The sequence below is a fragment of the Microvirga sp. TS319 genome (assembly GCF_041276405.1).
Taxonomy (GTDB): domain Bacteria; phylum Pseudomonadota; class Alphaproteobacteria; order Rhizobiales; family Beijerinckiaceae; genus Microvirga.
In genome coordinates this window covers 1899946-1920790 of sequence record NZ_JBGGGT010000001.1, presented here as the reverse complement: position 1 = coordinate 1920790, position 20845 = coordinate 1899946, and the positions used below count along the sequence as shown (strand labels likewise).

20 protein-coding genes and 1 pseudogene are annotated in these 20845 nt (G+C 61.2%); 11 read left to right on the top strand and 10 right to left on the bottom strand.

Annotated features, from left to right (window positions below):
* Positions 1 to 236: 236 nt before the first annotated feature.
* Complete coding sequence (locus tag AB8841_RS08760; protein ID WP_370435380.1) at positions 237 to 1133, bottom strand: pirin family protein; 897 nt, start codon at positions 1131 to 1133, stop codon at positions 237 to 239.
* 348 nt (positions 1134 to 1481) lie between these two features.
* Between AB8841_RS08760 and AB8841_RS08755 the strand changes: the two genes are divergently transcribed.
* Positions 1482 to 2168, top strand: a complete 687-nt coding sequence (locus AB8841_RS08755; protein ID WP_370435379.1) for an HAD family hydrolase — start codon at positions 1482 to 1484, stop codon at positions 2166 to 2168.
* A gap of 111 nt (positions 2169 to 2279) precedes the next feature.
* On the opposite strand, the gene AB8841_RS08750 is transcribed toward AB8841_RS08755, so the two are convergent.
* Complete coding sequence (locus AB8841_RS08750) at positions 2280 to 3233, bottom strand: D-2-hydroxyacid dehydrogenase family protein (protein WP_370435378.1); 954 nt, start codon at positions 3231 to 3233, stop codon at positions 2280 to 2282.
* 484 nt (positions 3234 to 3717) lie between these two features.
* Positions 3718 to 4419: a fumarylacetoacetate hydrolase family protein gene (locus AB8841_RS08745; protein ID WP_370435584.1), complete on the bottom strand. Its 702-nt coding sequence runs from the start codon at positions 4417 to 4419 to the stop codon at positions 3718 to 3720.
* Between the two features lie 185 nt (positions 4420 to 4604).
* Between AB8841_RS08745 and AB8841_RS08740 the strand changes: the two genes are divergently transcribed.
* From AB8841_RS08740 to AB8841_RS08715, 6 genes are all read left to right on the top strand, one after another.
* The gene (locus AB8841_RS08740; RefSeq protein ID WP_370435377.1) at positions 4605 to 5816 is read left to right on the top strand and encodes an ABC transporter substrate-binding protein; all 1212 of its coding nucleotides are present in this window, start codon (positions 4605 to 4607) and stop codon (positions 5814 to 5816) included.
* On the top strand, positions 5816 to 6634 hold the full coding sequence (locus AB8841_RS08735) for an ABC transporter ATP-binding protein (RefSeq protein ID WP_370435376.1): 819 nt from the start codon (positions 5816 to 5818) through the stop codon (positions 6632 to 6634). The genes AB8841_RS08740 and AB8841_RS08735 overlap by 1 nt, the downstream gene beginning before the upstream one ends.
* On the top strand, positions 6631 to 7500 hold the full coding sequence (locus AB8841_RS08730) for an ABC transporter permease (RefSeq protein ID WP_370435375.1): 870 nt from the start codon (positions 6631 to 6633) through the stop codon (positions 7498 to 7500). The genes AB8841_RS08735 and AB8841_RS08730 overlap by 4 nt, the downstream gene beginning before the upstream one ends.
* Before the next feature lie 82 nt (positions 7501 to 7582).
* Positions 7583 to 8287: a GntR family transcriptional regulator gene (locus AB8841_RS08725; RefSeq protein WP_370435374.1), complete on the top strand. Its 705-nt coding sequence runs from the start codon at positions 7583 to 7585 to the stop codon at positions 8285 to 8287.
* Between the two features lie 306 nt (positions 8288 to 8593).
* Positions 8594 to 9457 (top strand): fumarylacetoacetate hydrolase family protein, encoded by an 864-nt coding sequence (locus AB8841_RS08720; RefSeq protein WP_370435373.1) that lies wholly within the window; start codon positions 8594 to 8596, stop codon positions 9455 to 9457.
* Entirely contained in the window at positions 9454 to 10371 is a 918-nt protein-coding gene (locus AB8841_RS08715; protein ID WP_370435372.1) for an NAD(P)-dependent oxidoreductase, read from the top strand. The genes AB8841_RS08720 and AB8841_RS08715 overlap by 4 nt, the downstream gene beginning before the upstream one ends.
* 146 nt (positions 10372 to 10517) lie before the next feature.
* On the opposite strand, the gene AB8841_RS08710 is transcribed toward AB8841_RS08715, so the two are convergent.
* From AB8841_RS08710 to AB8841_RS08700, 3 genes are read right to left on the bottom strand one after another with little or no spacing between them, the layout of a single operon-like run.
* Positions 10518 to 11678, bottom strand: a complete 1161-nt coding sequence (locus AB8841_RS08710; protein WP_370435371.1) for a M20 aminoacylase family protein — start codon at positions 11676 to 11678, stop codon at positions 10518 to 10520.
* Between the two features lie 9 nt (positions 11679 to 11687).
* Positions 11688 to 12923: a Zn-dependent hydrolase gene (locus tag AB8841_RS08705; RefSeq protein ID WP_370435370.1), complete on the bottom strand. Its 1236-nt coding sequence runs from the start codon at positions 12921 to 12923 to the stop codon at positions 11688 to 11690.
* Complete coding sequence (locus tag AB8841_RS08700) at positions 12920 to 14140, bottom strand: diaminopropionate ammonia-lyase (RefSeq protein WP_370435369.1); 1221 nt, start codon at positions 14138 to 14140, stop codon at positions 12920 to 12922. The genes AB8841_RS08705 and AB8841_RS08700 overlap by 4 nt, the downstream gene beginning before the upstream one ends.
* Before the next feature lie 208 nt (positions 14141 to 14348).
* On the opposite strand from AB8841_RS08700, the gene AB8841_RS08695 reads away from it, so the two are divergent.
* Positions 14349 to 14837 (top strand): Lrp/AsnC family transcriptional regulator, encoded by a 489-nt coding sequence (locus tag AB8841_RS08695; RefSeq protein WP_370435368.1) that lies wholly within the window; start codon positions 14349 to 14351, stop codon positions 14835 to 14837.
* A 75-nt stretch (positions 14838 to 14912) separates the two neighbouring features.
* Here AB8841_RS08695 and AB8841_RS08690 read toward each other — a convergent pair whose 3' ends face one another.
* On the bottom strand, positions 14913 to 16133 hold the full coding sequence (locus AB8841_RS08690; RefSeq protein WP_370435367.1) for an AI-2E family transporter: 1221 nt from the start codon (positions 16131 to 16133) through the stop codon (positions 14913 to 14915).
* A 250-nt stretch (positions 16134 to 16383) separates the two neighbouring features.
* Positions 16384 to 16773 carry a hypothetical protein gene (locus tag AB8841_RS08685; protein WP_370435366.1) on the bottom strand — a complete coding sequence of 130 codons (390 nt, stop codon included), beginning with the start codon at positions 16771 to 16773 and terminating at the stop codon, positions 16384 to 16386.
* A 246-nt stretch (positions 16774 to 17019) separates the two neighbouring features.
* Here AB8841_RS08685 and AB8841_RS08680 point away from each other — a divergent pair.
* Both AB8841_RS08680 and AB8841_RS08675 read left to right on the top strand, forming a co-directional pair.
* A pseudogene (locus AB8841_RS08680) lies at positions 17020 to 17133 on the top strand (ABC transporter ATP-binding protein); the annotation flags it as partial.
* Positions 17134 to 17246: 113 nt separating this feature from the next.
* Positions 17247 to 17429 carry a hypothetical protein gene (locus tag AB8841_RS08675; protein ID WP_370435595.1) on the top strand — a complete coding sequence of 61 codons (183 nt, stop codon included), beginning with the start codon at positions 17247 to 17249 and terminating at the stop codon, positions 17427 to 17429.
* A 280-nt stretch (positions 17430 to 17709) separates the two neighbouring features.
* Here the strand turns inward: AB8841_RS08675 and AB8841_RS08670 are convergent, their stop codons facing one another.
* Positions 17710 to 18591: an alpha/beta fold hydrolase gene (locus tag AB8841_RS08670; protein ID WP_370435365.1), complete on the bottom strand. Its 882-nt coding sequence runs from the start codon at positions 18589 to 18591 to the stop codon at positions 17710 to 17712.
* 394 nt (positions 18592 to 18985) lie between these two features.
* Here AB8841_RS08670 and AB8841_RS08665 point away from each other — a divergent pair, with 394 nt between their 5' ends.
* The gene (locus AB8841_RS08665; protein WP_370435364.1) at positions 18986 to 19420 is read left to right on the top strand and encodes a hypothetical protein; all 435 of its coding nucleotides are present in this window, start codon (positions 18986 to 18988) and stop codon (positions 19418 to 19420) included.
* Positions 19421 to 19679: 259 nt separating this feature from the next.
* Here the strand turns inward: AB8841_RS08665 and AB8841_RS08660 are convergent, their stop codons facing one another.
* Complete coding sequence (locus tag AB8841_RS08660; RefSeq protein ID WP_370435363.1) at positions 19680 to 20720, bottom strand: alpha/beta fold hydrolase; 1041 nt, start codon at positions 20718 to 20720, stop codon at positions 19680 to 19682.
* Positions 20721 to 20845 lie beyond the last annotated feature (125 nt).

Below are 20845 nucleotides of genomic sequence, written 5' to 3'. Positions count from 1 at the left end.
GCGTTTATGGTGGGCTCGTGCCGGCTTTTGCATCGGAGCGAGCCTCATGACCTGGAGCATCGACCGCAAAAGTGGGAACCGATTTTGCGTGAAAAGAGGCTCAGCAACATCAACTGACAGCATCGGACGTGAAAAGTGGAATCCACTTTTGGGATTGCATCCGATGCTCCCTTCTGAGATCAGCGCATCGGATGTGGGTTCGATCGCACGTCCGACGCCGTAGGAGGTAATCTGGCTCACGACATCGGTTCGGGCGCCGGCTTCGGATCTTCCGGCAACGGGATGAACTCCTGATCATCATTCAGGGGCAGGTGAATGCGACCGTTCTGCCAATCTGCCTTGGCCTGCTCGATCCTGTCTTGGCGTGATGACACGAAATTCCACCAGATGTGCCGCGGTCCCAAGGGTTCGCCGCCCAGCAGCATGACTGTTGAGGTGTCAAGCGCCGTCAGGACCGGATCCGAACTGCCGGTGAAGACCAACATTTGTCCTGCGGTATATTCCTGCCCATCCGCGTCCACCCGCCCCGACACGATGTAAGCGGCTCGCTCAGGATATTCGCCGGGTAGGCCAATCCGGGCACCCGGGTGCAAGTAAGCGTGGATATAGAAGAGGGGTGATTGGGTCCTGACCGGGTTGGACAACCCAAAGGCTCGTCCTGCGATCAGCCGCGCCGACACACCTGCTTCCCCAAATACCGGCAGCTCGTCAGCGCCATGATGGACGAAGCTCGGCTCCATCTCCTCCTGCGACTCCGGAAGGGCCACCCAGGCCTGGATGCCATGCACTCGCCCGCCGCTGTGCCGGATGGGGCCGTCGAACCGCTCGGAGTGGCTGATGCCGCTGCCGGCCGTCATCCAGTTCACGGCGCCGGGCCGAATGGCCTGTTGCACTCCGGTGCTGTCCCGGTGCACGATCTCGCCGTCGAACAGGTAGGTGACGGTCGAAAGCCCAATATGGGGATGAGGGCGTACGTCGGTTGTCCGAGGCACGTTCGGTGGCAGGTCCACGGGCCCCATATGATCGAAGAAAATGAACGGCCCGACCATGCGCCGCCTCATGAAGGGTAGCACGCGACCGACCTCAAAGCCGCCGAGATCCTTTCGTCGGGCGGCGATCACCAGATCCAGCATTCGAGTCTCCGCTCCAAGATGCGAACTGCAGCATACTCAGAATGGTTGGCTCTCATGAGGGCTGAAATATGACTCCGCGGACTGATAGGATCGTTGAAAGGGATAGAGCATTTTTCGGTGAAGCGGATCCGGTTCACCGTCAGAAAATGCGGGCGGCCAATGAAAGGAGATAATTCCATGCAAGTGGAAGCAGCTCTAGATGATAGGCCATAAGGCACGGTTCGGCGCGCGGGGAGTGATCAGACCGTCAACGATGGCCCTGTTTCCTGATCTGGAAGCGTGGGTTATCGAGTGGACGGCGCGAACGTCATTCCAATACCCAGCCAGCGATCCGGAGGAATTCATTCCATGGCGAACCAACATTCAGGCGGGGCTGGGGCGAGAGATCATTCGTTCCGTGCCGTGCTGTGGGATATCGACGGCACCCTGTTGCTGAGCGAGTCCATGCACTTTCGTGCCCTGCGACATACTCTGGCGACAGAAGGCGTGGAGGTGCCCGATGAGTTTCATCATGAGATCGTCGGCCGAGCGGCAAAGGTCGTCTATGAGAAGTGCCGCCAGACCTTCGGCCTCTCCATGAGCTTCGATCAATGGCGCCGCCTCAAATACAGCTACTACACCGCCCACGCCCTGGAAATCGCGGTGAGGCCGGGCGCGCTTGAGGCTTGGGAGGTATTCAAGGGGCTGGGACTCCGGCAGGCTCTCGTGTCGAACTCAGACCGGATCGTGGTGAACGCCAACATTCGGGTGCTCGGGCTGGAAGAGCCTGGCTTTATTTCCGTCTCGATCAACGACGTGGTGCGCGGCAAACCTGATCCTGAGCCTTATGAGCGGGCGGCAACTCTGCTGGGGCTTAAACCACATGAATGTATAGCGATCGAAGACAGCCCCACCGGAGCGCAGGCGGCCCTCACGGCCGGTGCCTGCACCATCGCATGGCCCGAGGATCGAACGCTGAAATTTCCTTCAGGAATCCAGCCCGTCATGGAGCTGAAGCCGGCTATCGATGAGCTCCTCGGGATCGCACCCTCATAGAGACCTTCGGTTCGTCATGACCGGGCAGGCGCAGCGGAGCTCCTGGGCTCCAGATCAATTCCCTCAATCACCCTCGTCCACTGAACCTGGTCTCGTCAGGTCCGGGTGCCTTCATTGGCTGAGCCGGCGGATGGGTGACCCGGCCAGCCATGCCTCGATGTCTTCCACGGCTTCCGTGAAATAGGTCCGATAATTGTCCTCCGAAACATAGCCGAGGTGGGGTGTTGCCAGGACGTTGGGCAGCCGCCGCAGCGGGTGGTCCGACGGAAGGGGCTCTGCGTCAAACACATCCAAGCCGGCACCGGCGATCCGGTTTTCCTCAAGTGCCTGGATAAGGGCAGTCTGATCAACGATAGCCGCGCGCGACGTGTTGATCAGAAAGGCGCTCGAGCGCATGCGGCGCAGCTCCGGAGCGCCGACGAGCCCACGCGTCGTGGGCGCGAGCACGAGGTGAATCGTGACAAAGTCGCTGCTCTCAAGCAGTTCCTCTTTCGAGGCCATCCTCTCGACGCCGGCGGCAGACGCGCGCTCGGCCGTGAGGTTGGGGCTCCAAGCCGTAACATGCATGCCGAACGCCTGCCCGACATGAGCGACGCGCGTGCCGATCTTGCCGAGGCCAACGATGCCGAGGCGGCGGCCCTGTAAATCGATCCCAATCGTGCTTTGCCATGGCCCGTTGTGCCGGAGCTGCGTGTTCTCGGTTGGAATCTGCCGCGCCAAGCCCAGGATAAGACCCCAGGTCAGCTCTGCCGGCGGAGCCGAACTGCCGCCGGTGCCGCACACCACGACATCGCCCGCTGCCAAGAGATCGATGGCGGCGTTACGCATGCCGCTGGTGACAAGCAGGCCCAGTCTCGGCAGTCGCTTGAACAGGGTGGCGGGAAAAGGCGTCCTCTCTCGCATGATGATGACGATGTCGGCATCCGCAAGCCGGTCCACGAGGACGTCTTCGTCAGCAATGTGCTCGCGCAGGCTCGTGACCGCCACGCGGTCGGCGAGGCCGCTCCAGTCGGCATATTTCAGTGCAACGCCTTGATAGTCATCCAAGATGACGCACGTTTTCATGAATCTGTCCTCGGAGGGTTCTGCTTAGGCTCTTCTACCTCTATTGCAGCCAAATCATGCATGAAGTCCAGGTGCGAAGCCGGTCGAGAGATTGCAGTCGGCCCTCGCGTTGAGGTCAGCAGGGATGGACAGGTGAGATGTGGAGAGCGGATGTTGTCACGGCATCGCTCTATGGTTGAGTTCGATCTGAAAGAAACACGGGGAGGGGACCAAACCTCCTCTCGTACGCCATTGGGTCGCGCTGTCGGCGCACACGCTAGCGCATCGTGCGGACCCGGCGGGCCGCGCTTGCGAAAAGTGGACCCGGTTTTCACGAACGTGGCCCTTCGGGTCCGCTCCGAACGGTTCGTTGCTCGACAGCATCGGACGTGAAATAGAACTCACGTCCGCTGCTCTCGCGACCAACTGCTCATAGGTGAGGGTCGGAATGGCGGTGCCGACCTCCCGGCCCTTTCTCTTCGATGCCACCAAAGAGGAGGAGGCGCTAACTGCCGATCCGCACTCTCAACGTTCCCAGCTTGTCGATCGAGCCCACGAGTTCATTTCCCGGAACAACCGGCCCGACTCCAGCCGGCGTACCGGTTAGAATGATGTCGCCTGGTTTCAGCATGAAGTACTTGGAAAGGTTAGCAATGATCTCCGGCACCTTCCAAATCATCAGCTTCAGGTCGGAATCCTGCCTGGGCTCGCCATCGACAGCAAGTTGGATAGTGCCTTCCAGGACGTGCCCAACTGTCTCCACGGGATGGATGGGTCCACAGGGGCAGGAATTGTCAAAGGCTTTTCCTGCCTCCCAGGGAAGGCCGCTCTTGCCGAGATCCATCTGTAGATCGCGGCGGGTCATGTCGAGACCGATTCCGTAGCCATAGATGCAATCGAGCGCGTCCGCGACTGGGATATTGCGCCCTCCCTTCTTGAGCGCGACCACCAGCTCGAGCTCATAATGGTAGTTGCTCGTCATCGGGGGGTAGGGAATTAAGGCTCCGTCGGGAACGATGCTGTCCGCTGGCTTCTGGAAGAAAATCGGTGGATCGCGCATCTCGTCTCCGCCCATTTCGCGAACATGGGCGACATAGTTCCTGCCGACGCAATAGATCCTGCGCACCGGAAAGCTCTGAGACGTTCCTGCCACTGGCAACAGGGCGCGGTCCGGTGGCGCAATCACGTATGCATCAGTTTCCGTCATTCTCTTCCTCCCAAAGTTCATCTGTTTTCGTGGTGCTGGGTTCATCTGTTTTCGTGGTGCTGGTCCACAAGATATAGATTTATAGTGAATAGTCCATAAAATGTATTTTTTCGTCGCCGCTGTCGATCATCGCTTCATTTCGCTACGGGATTATGTTGCTTTGACTTGGGTGCGTAATAGGTGCGGTGCAGGGCAAACACAAAGCAAGAATTCAGAGGCGTTCTCGAGATACACAAAATAAGCGCACACTCAAAAGTATAACCCGGTACAGAATCATACATTTTTTGACAACGGCGAATAACCTGTACATGATTGTCTTCCGCGGACAACGCGGACCCTGCCAACGAGCAGACATTGCAGGAGAGGAAACGCCGATGAAAATGAGTAAAGCTCTTGGCCTAGCTGTAGCGCTCGCTGTGACTCCATGGGCGATGAGCCTCGCCGAAGCACAGAACGCGCCCACGAAAATAACCGTCGTTCTTCCGAATCCTTCGGCGGTGAACAACTTCCCGCTTTATGTCGCGATCGGCGAAAAGATGTTCGAGAAAGAGGGGCTCGACGTGAGGGTCGAGGCCGTGGATGGCTCCTCGCAGGTTCTTCAAGCCATGTCGGCCGGGCAAGCGCATATCGGCCAGCCCGGCCCGGCGCCGGTGCTCGCCGCAAGAGCTCGCGGCGTCGACGTTGTCTTCATCTACAATCACTTCGCGAAGTCGGTTTTCGGCGTCGTTGTTCCGGAGAAGGCTGCGATCAAGTCGCCGGCCGATCTCAAAGGGACCGTTATCGGCGTTGGCACGGCTGACGGCGCCGAGGTGGGCTTCACCCGTGCGATCTTGACCGATCTGAAAATGGAGGAGGGTAAGGACTTCACGTTCCTGCCGGTCGGCGATGGCGGTCTTGCCGCGGCAGCCTTCCTGCGCGGCGATATCAAGGCTTATGCCGCGGCCGTCAGCGACTCGGCCATCATGGAGTCGAGAGGAATCGACTTGCGGGAGATCACCCCCGAACAGTACCTGAACTACTTCGGCAATGGCTATGCGGCGATGAAATCCTTCATCGACCAGAATCCACAGGCCGTCGAGAAATTCGGCCGGGTTCTCGTCCGGGCGACCGAGTTCGGCCTGAAGCCGGAGAACAAGGAGAAGGTTCTGCAACACACCAAGGCTGGAAACCCGCAGGAGGGCGAGGATGTAAAGCTCTCAACTGCTTTGTTCGAGCAGGTGAAGGATCGGATTACGCCAGCCGACAAATCGAAGGGTTGGGGCTATCAGCCACCGGAGCATTGGGAGCTGTGGCACAAGAGCGCCGTGGCGTCGGGAGTCCTGAAGGCTCCGCTGCCCGATCTGAAGGCTGCCTATACCAATCAGTTCGTCGACGCCTGGAACAAGGGTTCGATGTAATGGCAGTGCTCTCAATGGCTGGAGAAGCTGTTGCACCGGTCGGCCTCACGGGCCGGCCGGTGTTTGAACTGCGCGGCGTGAGCAAGACTTTCGCCAAGCGCAACGTGCAGGCGCTCGATAAGGTCGATCTGGAGTTGAGGGAGGGCACTTTCTCATCGATCATCGGGCCGAGCGGGTGCGGAAAGTCGACACTGCTCAAGATTATGGCGGGTCTTCAGCCGCCGTCGTCGGGCAGTGTCATTCTCGAAGGCAAACCAGTCATGGGACCGCGCCGGGACATCGGTATGATGTTTCAGCAGGCAACGCTGTTCCCATGGCGAACCACGATCGAAAACATCGTGCTGCCCATTGAGATCCGCGACGGCAAGGCGGCAGCCCGCGCCAAGCACGATCAGGCGCGTCAGCTTCTCGATCTGGTAGGCCTGAAAGGCTTCGAGAATGTCTATCCGAGCGAGCTTTCCGGCGGTATGGCACAGCGGGCGGCGATCTGCCGGATGCTGATCACGGAGCCTGCGGTCCTGTTGCTCGACGAGCCGTTCAGCGCACTCGACGAGTTGAGCCGCGACTTCATGAACATGGAGCTGCAGAGGATCTGCCTGGAGCGCAACGCCACGTCTTTTCTCGTCACGCACTCGATCCCCGAGGCGGTGATCCTGTCCGATGTGGTTTACGTCATGTCCCCTCGGCCCGGACGGTTTGTCGAGGCGATCACCATTGACCTGCCTCGTCCCAGAACTCTGGATACGATGTCCGACCCGCGTTTCGGCGCTCTCGTCCACCGCATCCGCAGCCATCTCGACAAGGGAGCGTTTCAATGACGCAAGCACAGAGCGCTGTTCTTGCCCCCACGATCCCCGAACAGACTGTCTGGACGGAGCATGTCTCCTGGATAGACCGCGTGCCGCGCTGGGTATCGATGCTGGCACTTCTGATAGGCTTTCTGATCGTCTGGCAGTTCGTCTACGTCATCGAGCTGGTCTCGCCGATCATTCTCCCGTCTCCGCTTGAGACGATCGAGGATCTCTACATTGTCGGGAAGAACCTTTTGACGGGCGATTATATGCTCACGGCTCTTTGGATCACGACGCAGGAGGTTCTCCTCGGCTTCGTGATCGCGGTCCTGCTCGGCTTCGGCCTCGGTGTCCTCGTAGGTGAAACCGCTTTCGGTGAAAAGGCCGTCATGCCCTATCTGGTGGCCATCAACACCATGCCGAAGGTGGCCTTCGCGCCTCTCTTCGTGTCATGGCTCGGCTTCGGCATTGCGTCCAAGGTAGCGCTCGCCGCTTTCATCGCGTTCTTCCCCGTCATCGTCGGCACGGCCGCGGGCCTGCACGCGGCCGACCAGAATGCCCGCATGCTGTTCAAAACCATGGGGGCGAGCCGCTGGCAGACCCTGGTCCAGCTAAAGCTCCCCATAGGGATGCCTCACTTCTTTTCTGGCCTGAAGAACGCTGCGGTGCTCGTTGTCGTCGGCGCGGTGGTCGGCGAGTTCCTGGGGGGAGGCAAGGGTTTTGGCGAACTGATCCGCGTGGCGGCTGCCCAGTTGAACACGCCGCGCGTGTTCTCCCTGATCATCTACCTCAGCCTGCTTGGATTGGCGACATTCTGGGTCGTGGCCTGGGCCCAGCGCCGATTCATCTTCTGGCACAAGGAGAGCGTCACAGAGGAAACTCTTGCGCAATAGTGGGCGCGGCATGTCCTGGCGGTTGACCTGTGTCTTCCGCCGGGACATTCCGCTCTGAACGAAACCCTGCGCGGCATGCGTCATGAACAAGATCGAAAAAATCACTGCAGCAACCTCGGTCTACGAGAGGCTTCGACAGGATATCCTCAACGGCCGATTGCGACCGGGACAGAAGCTGCTGATCGACTTCGTTTCCGAACACTACGGGGCCGGTCTCAATCCGGTCCGTGAGGCTCTGAACCGGCTCTCCTCCGAAGGCCTTGTCGAGAGGAAGGATCAGCGCGGCTTCTTCGTGCCTCCGGTCAGCATCGAGGGCTGGCGCGAACTGGTGAAGACCAGGTGCTGGTTGGAAGGCAAGGCGCTCGAGGAGTCCGTTCGGAACGGCGACCAGGCCTGGGAGGAACGCATCGTCGTGGCATTCCATCACCTCTCCCGCACCCCATGGAAACTGTCAGAGCAGGACGCGAGTACCAACCCAGCCTGGGAGGAGCGGCATCGGGCTTTTCATCTTGCTCTCATCGCCGCCTGTGGGTCCTCGATCCTCATCGGGATCTGCGGCGACCTGATGGATCAGGCTCAGAGATACCGCTTTATTTCCGTGGCCTCGAGCCATCCCTATCGGAACGCTTTGGAGGAACATCGCGGGATCATGGAGGCTGTGCTCGATCGCAAGACGGATCTGGCCGTCGACCTGCTTGTGGAGCACTACCAGACCACGCTCAGGCGCATTGAAGATCAGATTCAGCCTTCGCCCGAGATCGGGTTCGATCCGTCATCGTTGGGCTGATGGGGCCAAAAGCCGTTAAGGCACCGGCCACGTTGAGCATCGAACGCAAAGGTGGGCACCGGTTTTGCGTGGAAAGATGCTCAAGCAAGGAGAGCATCGGACGCAAAAGTGGAAGCCGGGTTTGCGTGAAAAGATACTCAAGCCAAAGTGTTAGAGCATCGAACGCAAAAGTGGGCACCGGTTTAGAGTGAAGAGATGGTCGAAGACCAATAGGTTGAAGCGTCGGATGTGAGTTCGATGGCGCCTCCGATGCAGTAGAATCAAAGGCACCCAGGTTTCGCAAACTTACAGGAGCAAGGAAGTCTCATGAAACTGTTGCGCTACGGCCCTGCCGGCCAAGAGAAACCCGGCCTTCTCGATCAGGACGGTAACATTCGCGACCTCTCCGGAATTGTCCCTGACATCGCCGGAGAGGTTCTCTCGTCCACTTGGCTCGAGCGGCTGCGCAGCATCGATCCTTTCACATTGCCGCGCGTCGAGGGCGATCCGCGCATCGGCCCCTGCGTCGGACAGGTCGGCAAGTTTATCTGCATTGGCCTCAACTATTCCGATCATGCGGCTGAGTCGGGCATTGCGGTGCCGCCCGAACCGGTCATCTTCATGAAGGCGACCAGTGCCATCTGCGGCCCCAATGACGGCATCGTGATTCCACGCGGCGCCGAGAAGACGGATTGGGAAGTCGAATTCGGCATCGTGATCGGCAAGGCGGCCAAATATGTCGACGAGGCGCAGGCGCTGGAGCATGTCGCAGGCTACTGCGTGGTCAATGATGTCTCCGAGCGTTCCTTCCAGTCGGAGCGCTCCGGACAATGGACCAAGGGCAAAAGCGCCGACACCTTCGGCCCCATCGGTCCCTGGATGGTCACGCGGGATGAAATCCCGAACCCGCAGAATCTTCACATGTGGCTCGAGGTGGACGGAAGACGCTTCCAGAACGGGAGCACGGAGACCATGGTTTATGGCGCCGCGTTCGTGGTGAGTTATCTGAGCCAGTTCATGAGCCTTCAGCCGGGCGACGTGATCGCCACCGGCACTCCGCCCGGCGTCGGCATGGGGCAGAAGCCGCCGGTCTATCTGCGTCCCGGCAACCGCGTTCGCCTCGGAATCGAGGGACTTGGCCACCAGGAGCAGCTTGTCAGAAGCTGGGACGAGGATCGGAGGCCGCAATGAGGATCGGCATCGTCGGATTGGGGCGAATGGGCGCCGCCCTTGCAACGCGGCTTCAGGGCTTCGGGCACACTCTTGTGGTTTGGAACCGCACTTCCGACAAAGGGAAAGCGCTTGTCGAGGCCGGCGCGGTTCTCGGCGAGTCGCCGGCTGCAGTCGTTGATGAATCTGAGGCGATCATTACCTGCGTTCTCGACGCGAACGCCTTGGAAGCGGTCTTTGGTGGCGATCAGGGTATTCTTTCCACGGATGTGGAGGATAAGCTGTTCATCGAGATGAGCACGGTCCAGTCTGGGACCCAGCGAGCCTTGGCGGAGCGGATCACGGCGCAGGGTGGGGCCTATGTGGAATGCCCGGTGAGCGGTTCCACCGGCCCCGCCCGCGAAGGTCGGCTGATCGGCCTTGTCGGTGGAGCGTCGGACGATGTGGCCCGGGCACGTCCAATCCTTGAACAGTTATGCCGTCGTATCGAGCATGCCGGGCCAGTCGGGGCAGGAGCAAGCCTGAAGCTGGCCGTCAACCTGCCGTTGATGGTCTACTATCAGGCGCTTGGCGAGGCCTATTCGCTCTGCCGCCACCTGGGAATCGAACCGGAGCGGATTGTCGACCTGTTTTCGGATACATCCGGCGGCGCCAATATCCTGAAGGCACGCGGATCCATGGTTGCCAAAGGAATGCGCGGCGAGGATTCTCAGCCCGTGACCTTCGATGTCGACTCGTTCCGAAAGGACTTGCGAACCATGATCGCGGAAGGGCAGGCACTTGGATATTCGCTTCCCGTCACGGAACGGGCCCTTTCAGTTTACGACGAGGCCAGCCGCCAGGGGTGGGGAGAGCGGGATGGAACCAGCCTTGCCGGATATTGGCCGAGCCGCGCTATAGGCACGGCCTCGGAGGAGGGTGCAACAGGCGGCTAGAGCATCGAACGCAAAAGCGGAAACCGGTTTTGCGTGAAAAGATGCTCACAACCAAATTGTTACAGCATCGTTCGGAGCGGACCCGAAGGGCCACGTTTGTGAAAACCGGGTCCACTTTTTCGCACGATGCGCTCGGTCCGCGCCAGTCAGATCGATGGCAGCCGCTGTCGGACAATGGCTGCGTGAAAGCGCGCGCCATAGAGCAGCCCTTCATCGTTGAAGTCATAGGCCGGGTTGTGCAGAGGCGCTGAGTCCTTGCCGTTGCCGACGAAGACGAAGCAACCGGGTACGTGCTCCAGGAAACGAGCGAAATCCTCCGAGCCCGTCATCGGATCGCGCGCGGTCACGACGTGGTCCGGTTCGAACACGGTCCGAGCGGCCGCGAAGGTCTCGTCCACCAGGGCGGCATCATTCAGGAGCGGTACGAACTCGCGCGTGTAGATGACTTCGGCGGCGACATTGTAGGTCGCAGCCGTGCCCTCCGCGATGACGCGCATCTGCTTCTCGATCTCGGCGCTAACCTCTGGCCGGAAGCTGCGGGCGTCGCCGAGGATGCGGGCGAGCCCCGGCAAAGCGTTGCGCGTGCCGTCGGTGATCAACTCCGTGACCGACACGACGCCGATGTCGGTCGGGCTCAGGCGACGGGACACGATGGTCTGGAGATTCATCACCGTCGCACAAGCGGCGACCAGGACCTCGTTACCCCAATGCGGACGAGCCGCATGCCCGCCAACGCCTTTCAGGGCGATTTCGAAATTATCCTCGGCCGACATGATGGGCCCGACGCGGGTCTGGAAATGCCCGACCGGAAGTCCCGGCATATTGTGCAGGCCATAGATCTCGTCGAACGGGAAGCGTTCCATCAGCCCGTCGGCCAGCATGGCGAGCGCGCCCTTGCCCCATTCCTCGGCAGGCTGGAAGACGAAGCGCACGGTGCCGTCGAAACCGCCTTCCTCCGCGAGAAGCTTGGCGGCCCCGAGCAGCATGGTGGTGTGCCCGTCATGGCCACAGGCATGCATCGTGCCCGGGTTCTGCGAGCGGTAGTCCTGCACGCCCTGTTCGGTGATGCGCAGAGCGTCCATGTCGGCCCGGAGTGCGATGGCTCGGTTGCCGCTGCCCCGTTTGAGGGTGCCGACGACGCCGGTGCCGCCGACGCCTTCGGCGACTTCATCGAGGCCGAACTCCCGTAACTTGGCAGCCACGAAGGCGCCCGTTCGTTTCTCCTCGAAACCGAATTCAGGATGGGCGTGCAGATCGCGTCTCCACGTGGTCATTTCCCGTTCGAGGGCATCCATATCCGTGGCCATGGCTTCTCCTTACCGGACCGCGAGGCGGGTGACGACGTCGAGCAGGATGTTGGCCCCCGCGACAAGGTCGTCTTGGGGCGTGTGCTCGCGTGGATTGTGGCTGATACCCCCGATGCTGGGTACGAAGATCATCGCGGATGGCGCGATCCGGGCGATCATTTGGGCATCGTGGCCCGCTCCCGATGTCATCCGCTTCGAGGGCAGCTCGCGCTTCCGAGCGGTATCCTCCACCAGTTCCAGGATCCTTTTGTCGAACGTCACCGGCTCGAACCGTGCCAGTCGCTCGACCGAGATCCTGACGTCCTCGGCAGCCGCCAGTTCCCTCAGGTACGCGGCAAGGGCGGCTTCCTCCGCCTGGAGGCGCTGCTCGTCGGGATCCCGCAGATCGACCGTGAAGGTGGCGCGAGAGGGGATCACGTTGATTGCGTTTGGCTCGAAGGCCATGCAGCCTACCGTCGCGACGGTAGGCGTATTCGCATTACGGGCCCGGTCGCGCAGGAAGGTGACCACGCGCGCCGCGGCGTACCCGGCGTCCCGGCGCATCGCCATGGGGGTGGTGCCGGCATGGTTGGCGTCGCCCTCAATGGTGACACGCTGCCAGGAAATGCCCTGGAGGTTCTCGACGGCGCCTATCGGCACACGTTCTCTTTCCAGCACAGGTCCCTGCTCGATGTGCAGTTCGACATAGGCGTGAGGCTTGAGGAAGCCCGGTTCCACAGAGCCGGCATAACCGATCCGCTGCAGCTCCGCGCCGAGAGTGGCGCCATCGGTGCCGACCGTTGCCAGTGCCTCCTCGACCGAGAGGCCGCCGGCATAGACGAGGGAACCCATCATGTCGGGCGCGTAGCGCACACCCTCCTCGTTGGTGAAGGCGGCGACTGCGATCGGTCGGGCTGCGGTGAACCCGGTCGCCTTCAGGGTCTCGATCACCTCCAGGCCCGAGAGCACACCGTAGCAGCCGTCATAGATACCGGCATTGATCACGGTGTCGATGTGGGAACCGATCACGACGGGGGCCTCGTCCGCATTCGTGTCGTTCTTCCAGATCCCGAAGATATTACCGATGCGATCGACGACGACATCAAGGTCAGTCTGATGCATCCAGGAGACGAGGATATCGCGTCCGGCCTTGTCACTGTCGGACGCGGCGAGCCGGACCAGCCTGCCGTCTCCATCGCGGCCAATCTGCCCAAGGTCATGAAGACGACCAAGCAGGCGCTCCGCATCGATCGAGAGCGCGGTCATGCGTGCACCCCTTCGGTCCGAAGCGCGGAATTGGTCAGGACGGCGCCGGGCGGGATGCCGACCAGCTCCGCGTAGCGGTCCGGATCCGTGGCCCCTTCGGTGTTGATGACGAACACGCGCGACGCTTCATCGAGATGGAGCGCTGCCCTGATCTCAGGATTCGCCACCGAGCGGATCAGGCCCGCAAGGCCCACCCCGCCACTCTCGCCCGCCACGACGGCCGGGTCGTTCCCGGCGGGCCGGGCCAGGCGGTTCATCACCGCGACCGCATCTCCCTCATCGACGGTCATGAAGGCATCGGCAACGCGGGACAGCACCCGCCAGGCGACCAGGGACGGCTCGTAGCACTCGAGCATCGCCATGACCGTCGGCTCGCCATGCTCGATCTTGACCGGATGTCCCGCACGCGCGGTCTCGAAGAGGCAGGCCGCCCGTGCCGGCTCGACGACGACGAAGGTGGGCCGTCGTTCGCCGAGCGCGAGAGCAAAATGACCCGCCACGGCAGCTGCGACGCCGCCAACCCCTGCCTGCACGAACACATGGGTCGGTGGTTCGGGAAGCTGGCGCAGGGCCTCGCGGACCATGGCGGTGTAGCCCTGCATCACCAGCCCTGGAATGCGCTCATAGCCCGACCAGGAGGTATCGGAGACGACTGTCCAGCCGTTCTCGGCCGCGACCCGTGCAGCCTCGGCGACAGAGCCGTCATAGGTGCCCTCGACCCGGACCATCTGCGCGCCGAAGCGGGCGATAGCCGCAACACGCTCGTTGCTCACGCCCGAGTGAACGAAGATGACGGCCCTGGCACCGACAAGTTGTGCGCCCTGAGCCACCGAGCGTCCATGATTACCGTCGGTGGCACAGGCGACCGTCATCCCGGCGGCGACGGCCCGAATCTCGGGCGTGTGCAGCTCGGCGATGTCGACCGGGCGTCCGAACTGGTGCCTGGCTTCCTCCAGGACGAGCCGGATGACCGCGTAGGAGCCGCCCAGGGCCTTGAAGCTGCCGAGGCCCAATCGGAAGCTCTCGTCTTTGAGATGGATCGCGCCGACGCCGAGTTCGGCGGCAAGGGCCGGAAGAGTGTGCAGGGGCGTCGCGGTGTGGTTATCGCGATAGGTAAGATATCGCTCGACCTCGTCGGCAGCCTTCGCGCCCAACGTTTCGGCATCGGCGGGATCGAGGGGCTTGCCGTAGTCGGGGTGCTGGTTGAGCAGGAACATCGCCGTCCTTCCTAGAGCATCGAACGCAAAAGCGGGGACCGGCTTTGCGTGAAACGATGCTCAACAACAGAGACTGATTGCATCGGATGTGGGTTCGATGTCACATCCGATGCTGGGCCTTTCATGGCGAGAAGATATTGCGCTTCATACGAGAAAGGCGCTCTATTTAGGCCGACTGAATGCAAGATTTTTTCGCGTGAGTGTGCCCGTGGCGTCCAAGTCTTCATCCTCGATCACCCTGGACAGCTTTGATCTCGCAATTCTGAACATCCTTCAGCGGGACAACTCGACCCCGCAACGGGTGATCGGCGAGGCCGTCAATTTGTCGGCACCGGCCGTGCAGCGCCGCATCCGGCGGATGGAGGAGGCCGGGGTCATCCAGGCCAATGTCGCCATCATCGATCCGGTCCAGGTCGGGCAGCCGATTACCATCTTCGTCGAGGTCGAGGTCATCAGCGAGACGGCGGAATTGATCGATGCCGCCAAGCGGGAGTTCGCGGCGGTTCCAGAGGTCCAACAGTGCTACTATGTCACCGGCGAGGCCGATTTCGTGCTGATGGTCGTGGTGCCGACGATGACGGCCTACGAGGCGCTCACGCGGCGTCTGTTCTTCGGCAACAACAATGTAAAGAGGTTCCGCACCTTCGTCGCCATGGACCGGGTCAAGGTTGGACTAGCGGTTCCCCTGCCTGAATGACAGGGTCCGATGCTCCCTCCTTGGAAAGAGCGCATCGTTCCTGCGAAAATCCGGGGCCGCCTTTTGCACGATGCTCTAAGTGATAGTCGTGTCTCGGGCGGCTCCAAGCCTTTTATTCGGGCGAATGACCATTGCGCCACGTCGCCCTACGATGTGGGTCGCATCGGCGGATTGCCTGATCTCGCCCGTTCCGAGGGATAGCGATCCCGAAGCAGGCGCGGCGGATGCGGACGATGCCGGCATGGCGTCTGGATCGGGACTTGCGAGCGATCTCTGCATGGCAAACCGCAGAATCACGCCCAGCGACGCAGCGAGCGGGATCGCAACCAGCAGTCCGACGAAGCCGAACAGGTACCCGAAGGCGAACAGCGCAAATATGAGCCAGACCGGGTTAAGCTTGACCCGACTCCCGATGATGCGTGGCGACAATACGTAATCGGCAAGGATTTCCCCGATCAGGAAAGTGCCGGCTATGGCGGCGAGCGGCGTCCAGTCCGGCCAGAACTGGGCGATGGCGACACAGGTCGCGACGGCGAAGCCAACGCCGAGTCCGAGGAAAGGAACGAAACTGATCAGGCCGGCGGTAATTCCGATCAGAACGGCATGGTTGAGGCCCGTCAGCCGCAGGGCGGCAGCGTAGAACAGGGCCAGGATAAGACAGATAACGATCTGCCCGCGCATGAAACCCGCTACCGTCTCATGGATTTCCTGCCCGAGGGCTCGAACCTCCTCGCGGTGCTTGGCAGATATCCAGCCGTCAATCATCGCCGTCATTCGCGCCCAGTCGATCAGAAGATAGATGCTGACGATCGGAACCACCACGAGCAGTGACAGGAGCGAGAACAGAGCCTTCCCACCCGACCATGCCGAGTTGAGGAGGTCGTCGAGCCAGGCGCTGCCTGTCGCCGCCATTGCGTGGGTGGCCGAGTCCTCGATCCGGAGTTGCTGACCCAAGAGAGCATGGAGCCAGGGCTGGCTCGTATCGGCCATGAGAGCCTGGACCCGTGTGACATAGCGGGGGAATTCGTCGATGAAGAATCGCACTTCCCCGATGAGGGCCGGGAGCATCACCAGAACCAGACCGACGAGACCGACGACCAGAAGCAGCACGAGCATCAGGGCTGCGATCGAGCGATTGATTCCGACCTGCTCCAATCTGTCGACAACCGGGGCCAAAAGATAGGCAAGCGTCATACCGACTGCGAATGGCAGCAGGATCGGGCGCAGCAGCACCAGCATCAGAAGCGCGATGGTGACGACCGAAATCCAGAATATGGTGGGACGTGCAACCGTCATCGCTTCTCTCTTTGCCCCGGAGCAAGCTCCGGTCGAGTCAGCAGGACGAACGGCCTTCCGGTTCATGGCCTTGATGATGCCGGTGTTCGACCTACCCTGGCGCATCGTGCGAAAAGGTGGACATGGTTTTCACGAACATGGTCCTTCGGGTCCGCTCAAACGATGTGCTGCTCCATTGAGTGAGCATCGGATGGAATCCCAAAAGTGGAATCAACTTTTCACGTCCGATGCTATAGGCCCGTACCTTGCACTACCGAGTCAGTGCACCGCGCGCAGCGTCGACCAACTTTCCGCAGGTCGCCTCGTCCCCTGCCTGGTCGGCTTGGCGCGCTTGGCCGAGCAACGTAAGAGCTTGTCCATATCCCGTACCTTCGCCAAGCTCCTTCTCGGCCCGGGCGATGGACTCCGGAGTCGGCTGACGATGGTCCGTCACCTCCGCGCTTTCGCGGGCCATCCCGCCAGTGCCCGCGGTGGTGTCGATCCGCGAATCGACGACAGCCTGAAGCTGATCGATCGTGGCCGAGCAGGGCCCGGCGTGGGCCAAGGTCGGCGCAAACGCCGCCACGGCCGTCAACAGGAGGAACAGAGGGAGCGCCAACGGCGTAGCTATCGCGGACTTTGATAGAGGTAATGCGATCATGTGACAGGCTCCTCCCACTCGCATGGAGTCCTTTACTGCGCCAATCGATACAGTAACCGCGATCGGCGCCTGGCTCAGGGTTGGTACCCCAGCCCGTCGGCTCCCAGGATAAGATTGTACGCAGGCCTTCGCTTGACAGATCGAGACAGCGAATGGACATCTTGGGACAACTGCCGGAGACCTGAATTTGGAGCGACTTGGATCCACAGGATCGGCATAGGGCAGGTACGGATCCCAGGATATCGGGTGTTCCAGGATTATGCGCTATGGCCACACCTGACGGTTGGCGGCACCGTCGCATTCCCCCTTGAGATGCGAGGTGTCGGAAGGGTGGAAAGGGAGAGCCGGACCGTGCGCGCCGATGCTCCCACTAGAGAACAGCGCATCGTTCTTGCGAAAAAGCGGGTCCACTTTTCCGCACGATGCGCTAGTGGTCCAAGCGCCCGGAAGACGCGAAGAAGTTCATCGACGACATGCTTTCGGATGAAGGTCAGAAACTGGTTGCGGACACGTTCCTGATGCTGGCCCGAACCGACATCAAGCAGGACTCGATGAGCCTCGGCATGGCGGTGGCTTTTGTCCCCATAAAGCTGACGACCCTTTTACCGCTCGCCTTCCTCACGGTCTTGAGGAGGAGCCGCCTTGTGGTTGAATGATGGGTTGAGCACTCTCGAGTATTGGAGGGAACTCGCAATTCGGCAAAGTCGAGCAGTTTTCCGATGCTTCGCGGCATATCACTTCGCCTGCAGTTCCAATTGAACGGCGAGTGGCGATGCCAAGACCGATCGGCTTCTCAGTTGTAAGCGCGGAAATCTGGTCGACCCGGCTGTCCCGAGGGGCGATCCGGAGGCGGGTGATGACGGAACAACGGTGGTCCACATGGCCAGCATGAGGATACTTCGGACCCGGCCGGATGGCCGGATCCTCCGTCTTATTTCATACTGTGGAAGGCGCGGCAGCGGCCGCTTGCCGGTCTCCCTTCGCATTTTCCCCGCGGATAAAGGCAAGGATCTCCGGATTCACGATCTCGGGATGGGTCTGGCACAGGCCATGCGGCAGGTCCTTGTAGGTCTTGAGTGTGCCGTTTTTCAGGAGCTTGACCGTCAGTGGCCCGGCATCCCCATAAGGCACGATCTGGTCGTCCTCGCTGTGGATCACCAGCACCGGCACGTCGATCGCCTTCAAATCCTCCGTGAAGTCGGTTTCGGAGAAGGCCTTGATGCATTCATACCCGGCCTTGACGCTGCCCATCATGGCCTGCCGCCACCAGTTGCGGATCAGGCCCTCCGAAACCTTCGCGCCAGGCCGATTGAAGCCGAAGAAGGGGCCGCTCGGAACATCGAGGTAAAATTGGGCGCGGTTCGCGGCCAGCGCGGCACGGAATCCGTCGAACGCCTCGATCGGCGTCCCGCCCGGATTCGAATCTTTCTTCACCATGACCGGAGGGACCGCATCGACCAACACGGCCTTGGCCACGCGCCCCGGCTCCGCTCGCGCGACGTAACGCGCGACCTCGCCGCCACCGGTCGAGTGGCCGATATGGATCGCGTTCCTGAGGTCGAGCGCCGTGACCAGCTCGGCGACATCGGCGACATAGGTGTCCATGTCGTTGCCGCCGTCAGTCTGGTCCGACCGCCCATGGCCTCGGCGGTCGTGGGCGATCACGCGATATCCCTCCGCCAGGAAAAACATCATCTGGTTGTCCCAGTCATCGGCACTCAAGGGCCAGCCATGGTGGAACACGATCGGCTGAGCATCTCGGGGACCCCAGTCCTTGTAGAAGATCCGGGTGCCGTCTTTGGTGGTGATGTAAGTCATGGGATAGAATCCCTTGCCACATAGCCGGCCGGCAGGACCGGCACCGTTGTCTCGTGATCGGACCGATGACGGGCGAGGTAAGCGTCCGTGGAACCATTCGGGCCCGGTCGCGACGACGGGAGCATCGTAGCAAATTCATCAGGACAAGGCAGCTTGCGAGTGTCTGTTTCCATCCTGGCTGCGCAAAAGGGCTTGCGCACAGTTGACATGAAGGGCAATCGGACGAAGGTGTTTAAGACCAATTCTGAGGGCACACCACGACGTCCCTCGTCGGTCTTGCGAAGCCCAGTGAGGAATGGCCATCTGAGCAGACGGGCACAGCATGTGCGATCACAAGCTGAGTGGATGCCGTATCCTATAGCGCGACTGGCCCATGATCCAGGAGGAGCGCTTGATGAATCGCTCTGACACCCCTCCAGCCCACACCATCAAGCGGATGGATCCGCCCCCGCTGGCCGTCCGACCGACCGTGGCGATGCTCCAGGGCGACATCGATAGTGGTCGAACCGGTGACAAGAACCCCATGTTCGATCCCAGCGGAGCCCCGCTCGGCACCGATGATGAGGCCGCCGACACGCCGCCAACTCCCTTCCTGATTGCGCTGGCCCGCTATCATGAGACGGTCGAACGCTGGATCGGAGGCAATGAGGCACCCGATCCTGTTCACGATAAGCGGGACGGCCTTCCGGTGGGCTTCATTGGCTTCATTGTCGCAGTGGGCCTGGTCCTCGCTGTTGGCATCTGGATGGTTCGCGCCTCATCATCAGGGTCCTACAGCGTCGGACGTGAAATCGAACTCACGTCCGACGCTGTAAGTCTATGGTCTTGAGCATCTTTTCACGCAAAGCTGGTTCCCACTTCCCGCGTCCGATGCTCACTTCTAGAAGAGCGCATCGTTCTTGCGAAAAACCGAGGTCACTGTTTCGCACGATGCGCTCGCGCGGCCCGCCGGGTCCGCTCAAACGATGCGCTAATGAAGGACCGGGCTTGATAGTCGCAACATCTCATGAGGGGGAGCGCAACGCTCTCGATTGTGGAATCCCGGAGCTCATGCATGTGATGCGCTCCTCGTGGGGAGATGGAGGGATTTAGAAAAATGCCCTTTCGGATTTCCTGACCGACTGACGATACAGCTCGGCGATGGCCGGCACATATGGCTCCTGGAGCATGTGAGGACCGTAACAGTGCTTGGGTCCGTAGTAGACCTCGGCATGGGGCGCTACGCGGAGCCACCGGAGGGGGCCCGTCCCCGATCGTAGATAGGCCTTATTGGGAAGGAACAGGCACAGACGGCCCGAATAGGGGGCGGGTGCATACCGACGAAACGCCGCGAGGATCGCGACTTTGAGCCGCTCCCGGCGCGCCAGCACAGGATCGCCCTTTGCTGGCTCCTCACCGGTGCGACTCTCGGCCAGATGTGCCTGATTGCCTTCCCGGCGCTTGCGAAGGCGGTCGGTGATATACTGGGCGCGCGCTTCAAGTGACGGTAGTTTCGCCAGCTGTCGCAGGTGCATGGCGACTGCGCTGACCTGACGGGTCGCATAAAAGAGCAACAGGCGAGGCAGGGTCCGATATGTACTCGGATGAAGAGGGCCGAAAAATGCCACGCACCGAACCTCCGCCCCGCGCTGAACGAGACGCTGCGCCAGCTCGAGCGCGACCGCGGCGCCGGAGCAATAGCCGGCGAGGACGTACGGTCCCATTGGATGGAATTCAAGGATCTGGTCGGCGAAGTACTCGGCGATGTCCTCGATGCTCTCCTTCGGCTCGGTTCGGCCGTCGAGGCCCGGCGGTTCGAGCGCGAAGAATGGCTGATCGTCACCCAGATGCCTCGAAAGATCCGAGTACGCCATGGCGGCTCCATCATGTCCAGGCACGGCATAGATGGGTGTCTGCGTCCCGTGGGGCTGGAGCGGCACGATGGCGGGCTGTTGCCGGACCGTCGCTGCGGCCATATTCAGGAACGCGATGATCTCGCTTTTGCGGTCCCGCAACTGGTCGCGAAACTCCGGCGTGAGCGCGCCCGCGGGCGCATTGCAACGCAGGTGGTCGCCATCCACCCAGACTGTGATGTCTTTGCTCGCGAACTCTGCGAGAAGGTCCGGGATCTTCATCGGGTCGGTCTTCATAGAAGTTCTCGAATCACTTCCTTATGATTGACGATGCAGGCACGGAGATTTCCCGTATGCCGATGTCTGCCGGTACGGCGGGTTTGCGGGAGCAATTCCCTCAGCCCCGCACTCGCAGGGCACGC

Excerpts from the sequence above, each read along its gene's own strand:
- AB8841_RS08760 (WP_370435380.1), bottom strand. The coding sequence starts at position 1,133 with ATGCTGGATCTGGTGATCGCCGCCCGACGAAAGGATCTCGGCGGCTTT.
- AB8841_RS08755 (WP_370435379.1), top strand. The coding sequence starts at position 1,482 with ATGGCGAACCAACATTCAGGCGGGGCTGGGGCGAGAGATCATTCGTTC.
- AB8841_RS08750 (WP_370435378.1), bottom strand. The coding sequence starts at position 3,233 with ATGAAAACGTGCGTCATCTTGGATGACTATCAAGGCGTTGCACTGAAA.
- AB8841_RS08745 (WP_370435584.1), bottom strand. The coding sequence starts at position 4,419 with ATGACGGAAACTGATGCATACGTGATTGCGCCACCGGACCGCGCCCTG.
- AB8841_RS08735 (WP_370435376.1), top strand. The coding sequence starts at position 5,816 with ATGGCAGTGCTCTCAATGGCTGGAGAAGCTGTTGCACCGGTCGGCCTC.
- AB8841_RS08730 (WP_370435375.1), top strand. The coding sequence starts at position 6,631 with ATGACGCAAGCACAGAGCGCTGTTCTTGCCCCCACGATCCCCGAACAG.
- AB8841_RS08725 (WP_370435374.1), top strand. The coding sequence starts at position 7,583 with ATGAACAAGATCGAAAAAATCACTGCAGCAACCTCGGTCTACGAGAGG.
- AB8841_RS08720 (WP_370435373.1), top strand. The coding sequence starts at position 8,594 with ATGAAACTGTTGCGCTACGGCCCTGCCGGCCAAGAGAAACCCGGCCTT.
- AB8841_RS08715 (WP_370435372.1), top strand. The coding sequence starts at position 9,454 with ATGAGGATCGGCATCGTCGGATTGGGGCGAATGGGCGCCGCCCTTGCA.
- AB8841_RS08710 (WP_370435371.1), bottom strand. The coding sequence starts at position 11,678 with ATGGCCACGGATATGGATGCCCTCGAACGGGAAATGACCACGTGGAGA.
- AB8841_RS08705 (WP_370435370.1), bottom strand. The coding sequence starts at position 12,923 with ATGACCGCGCTCTCGATCGATGCGGAGCGCCTGCTTGGTCGTCTTCAT.
- AB8841_RS08700 (WP_370435369.1), bottom strand. The coding sequence starts at position 14,140 with ATGTTCCTGCTCAACCAGCACCCCGACTACGGCAAGCCCCTCGATCCC.
- AB8841_RS08690 (WP_370435367.1), bottom strand. The coding sequence starts at position 16,133 with ATGACGGTTGCACGTCCCACCATATTCTGGATTTCGGTCGTCACCATC.
- AB8841_RS08685 (WP_370435366.1), bottom strand. The coding sequence starts at position 16,773 with ATGATCGCATTACCTCTATCAAAGTCCGCGATAGCTACGCCGTTGGCG.
- AB8841_RS08675 (WP_370435595.1), top strand. The coding sequence starts at position 17,247 with ATGCTTTCGGATGAAGGTCAGAAACTGGTTGCGGACACGTTCCTGATG.
- AB8841_RS08670 (WP_370435365.1), bottom strand. The coding sequence starts at position 18,591 with ATGACTTACATCACCACCAAAGACGGCACCCGGATCTTCTACAAGGAC.
- AB8841_RS08665 (WP_370435364.1), top strand. The coding sequence starts at position 18,986 with ATGAATCGCTCTGACACCCCTCCAGCCCACACCATCAAGCGGATGGAT.
- AB8841_RS08660 (WP_370435363.1), bottom strand. The coding sequence starts at position 20,720 with ATGAAGACCGACCCGATGAAGATCCCGGACCTTCTCGCAGAGTTCGCG.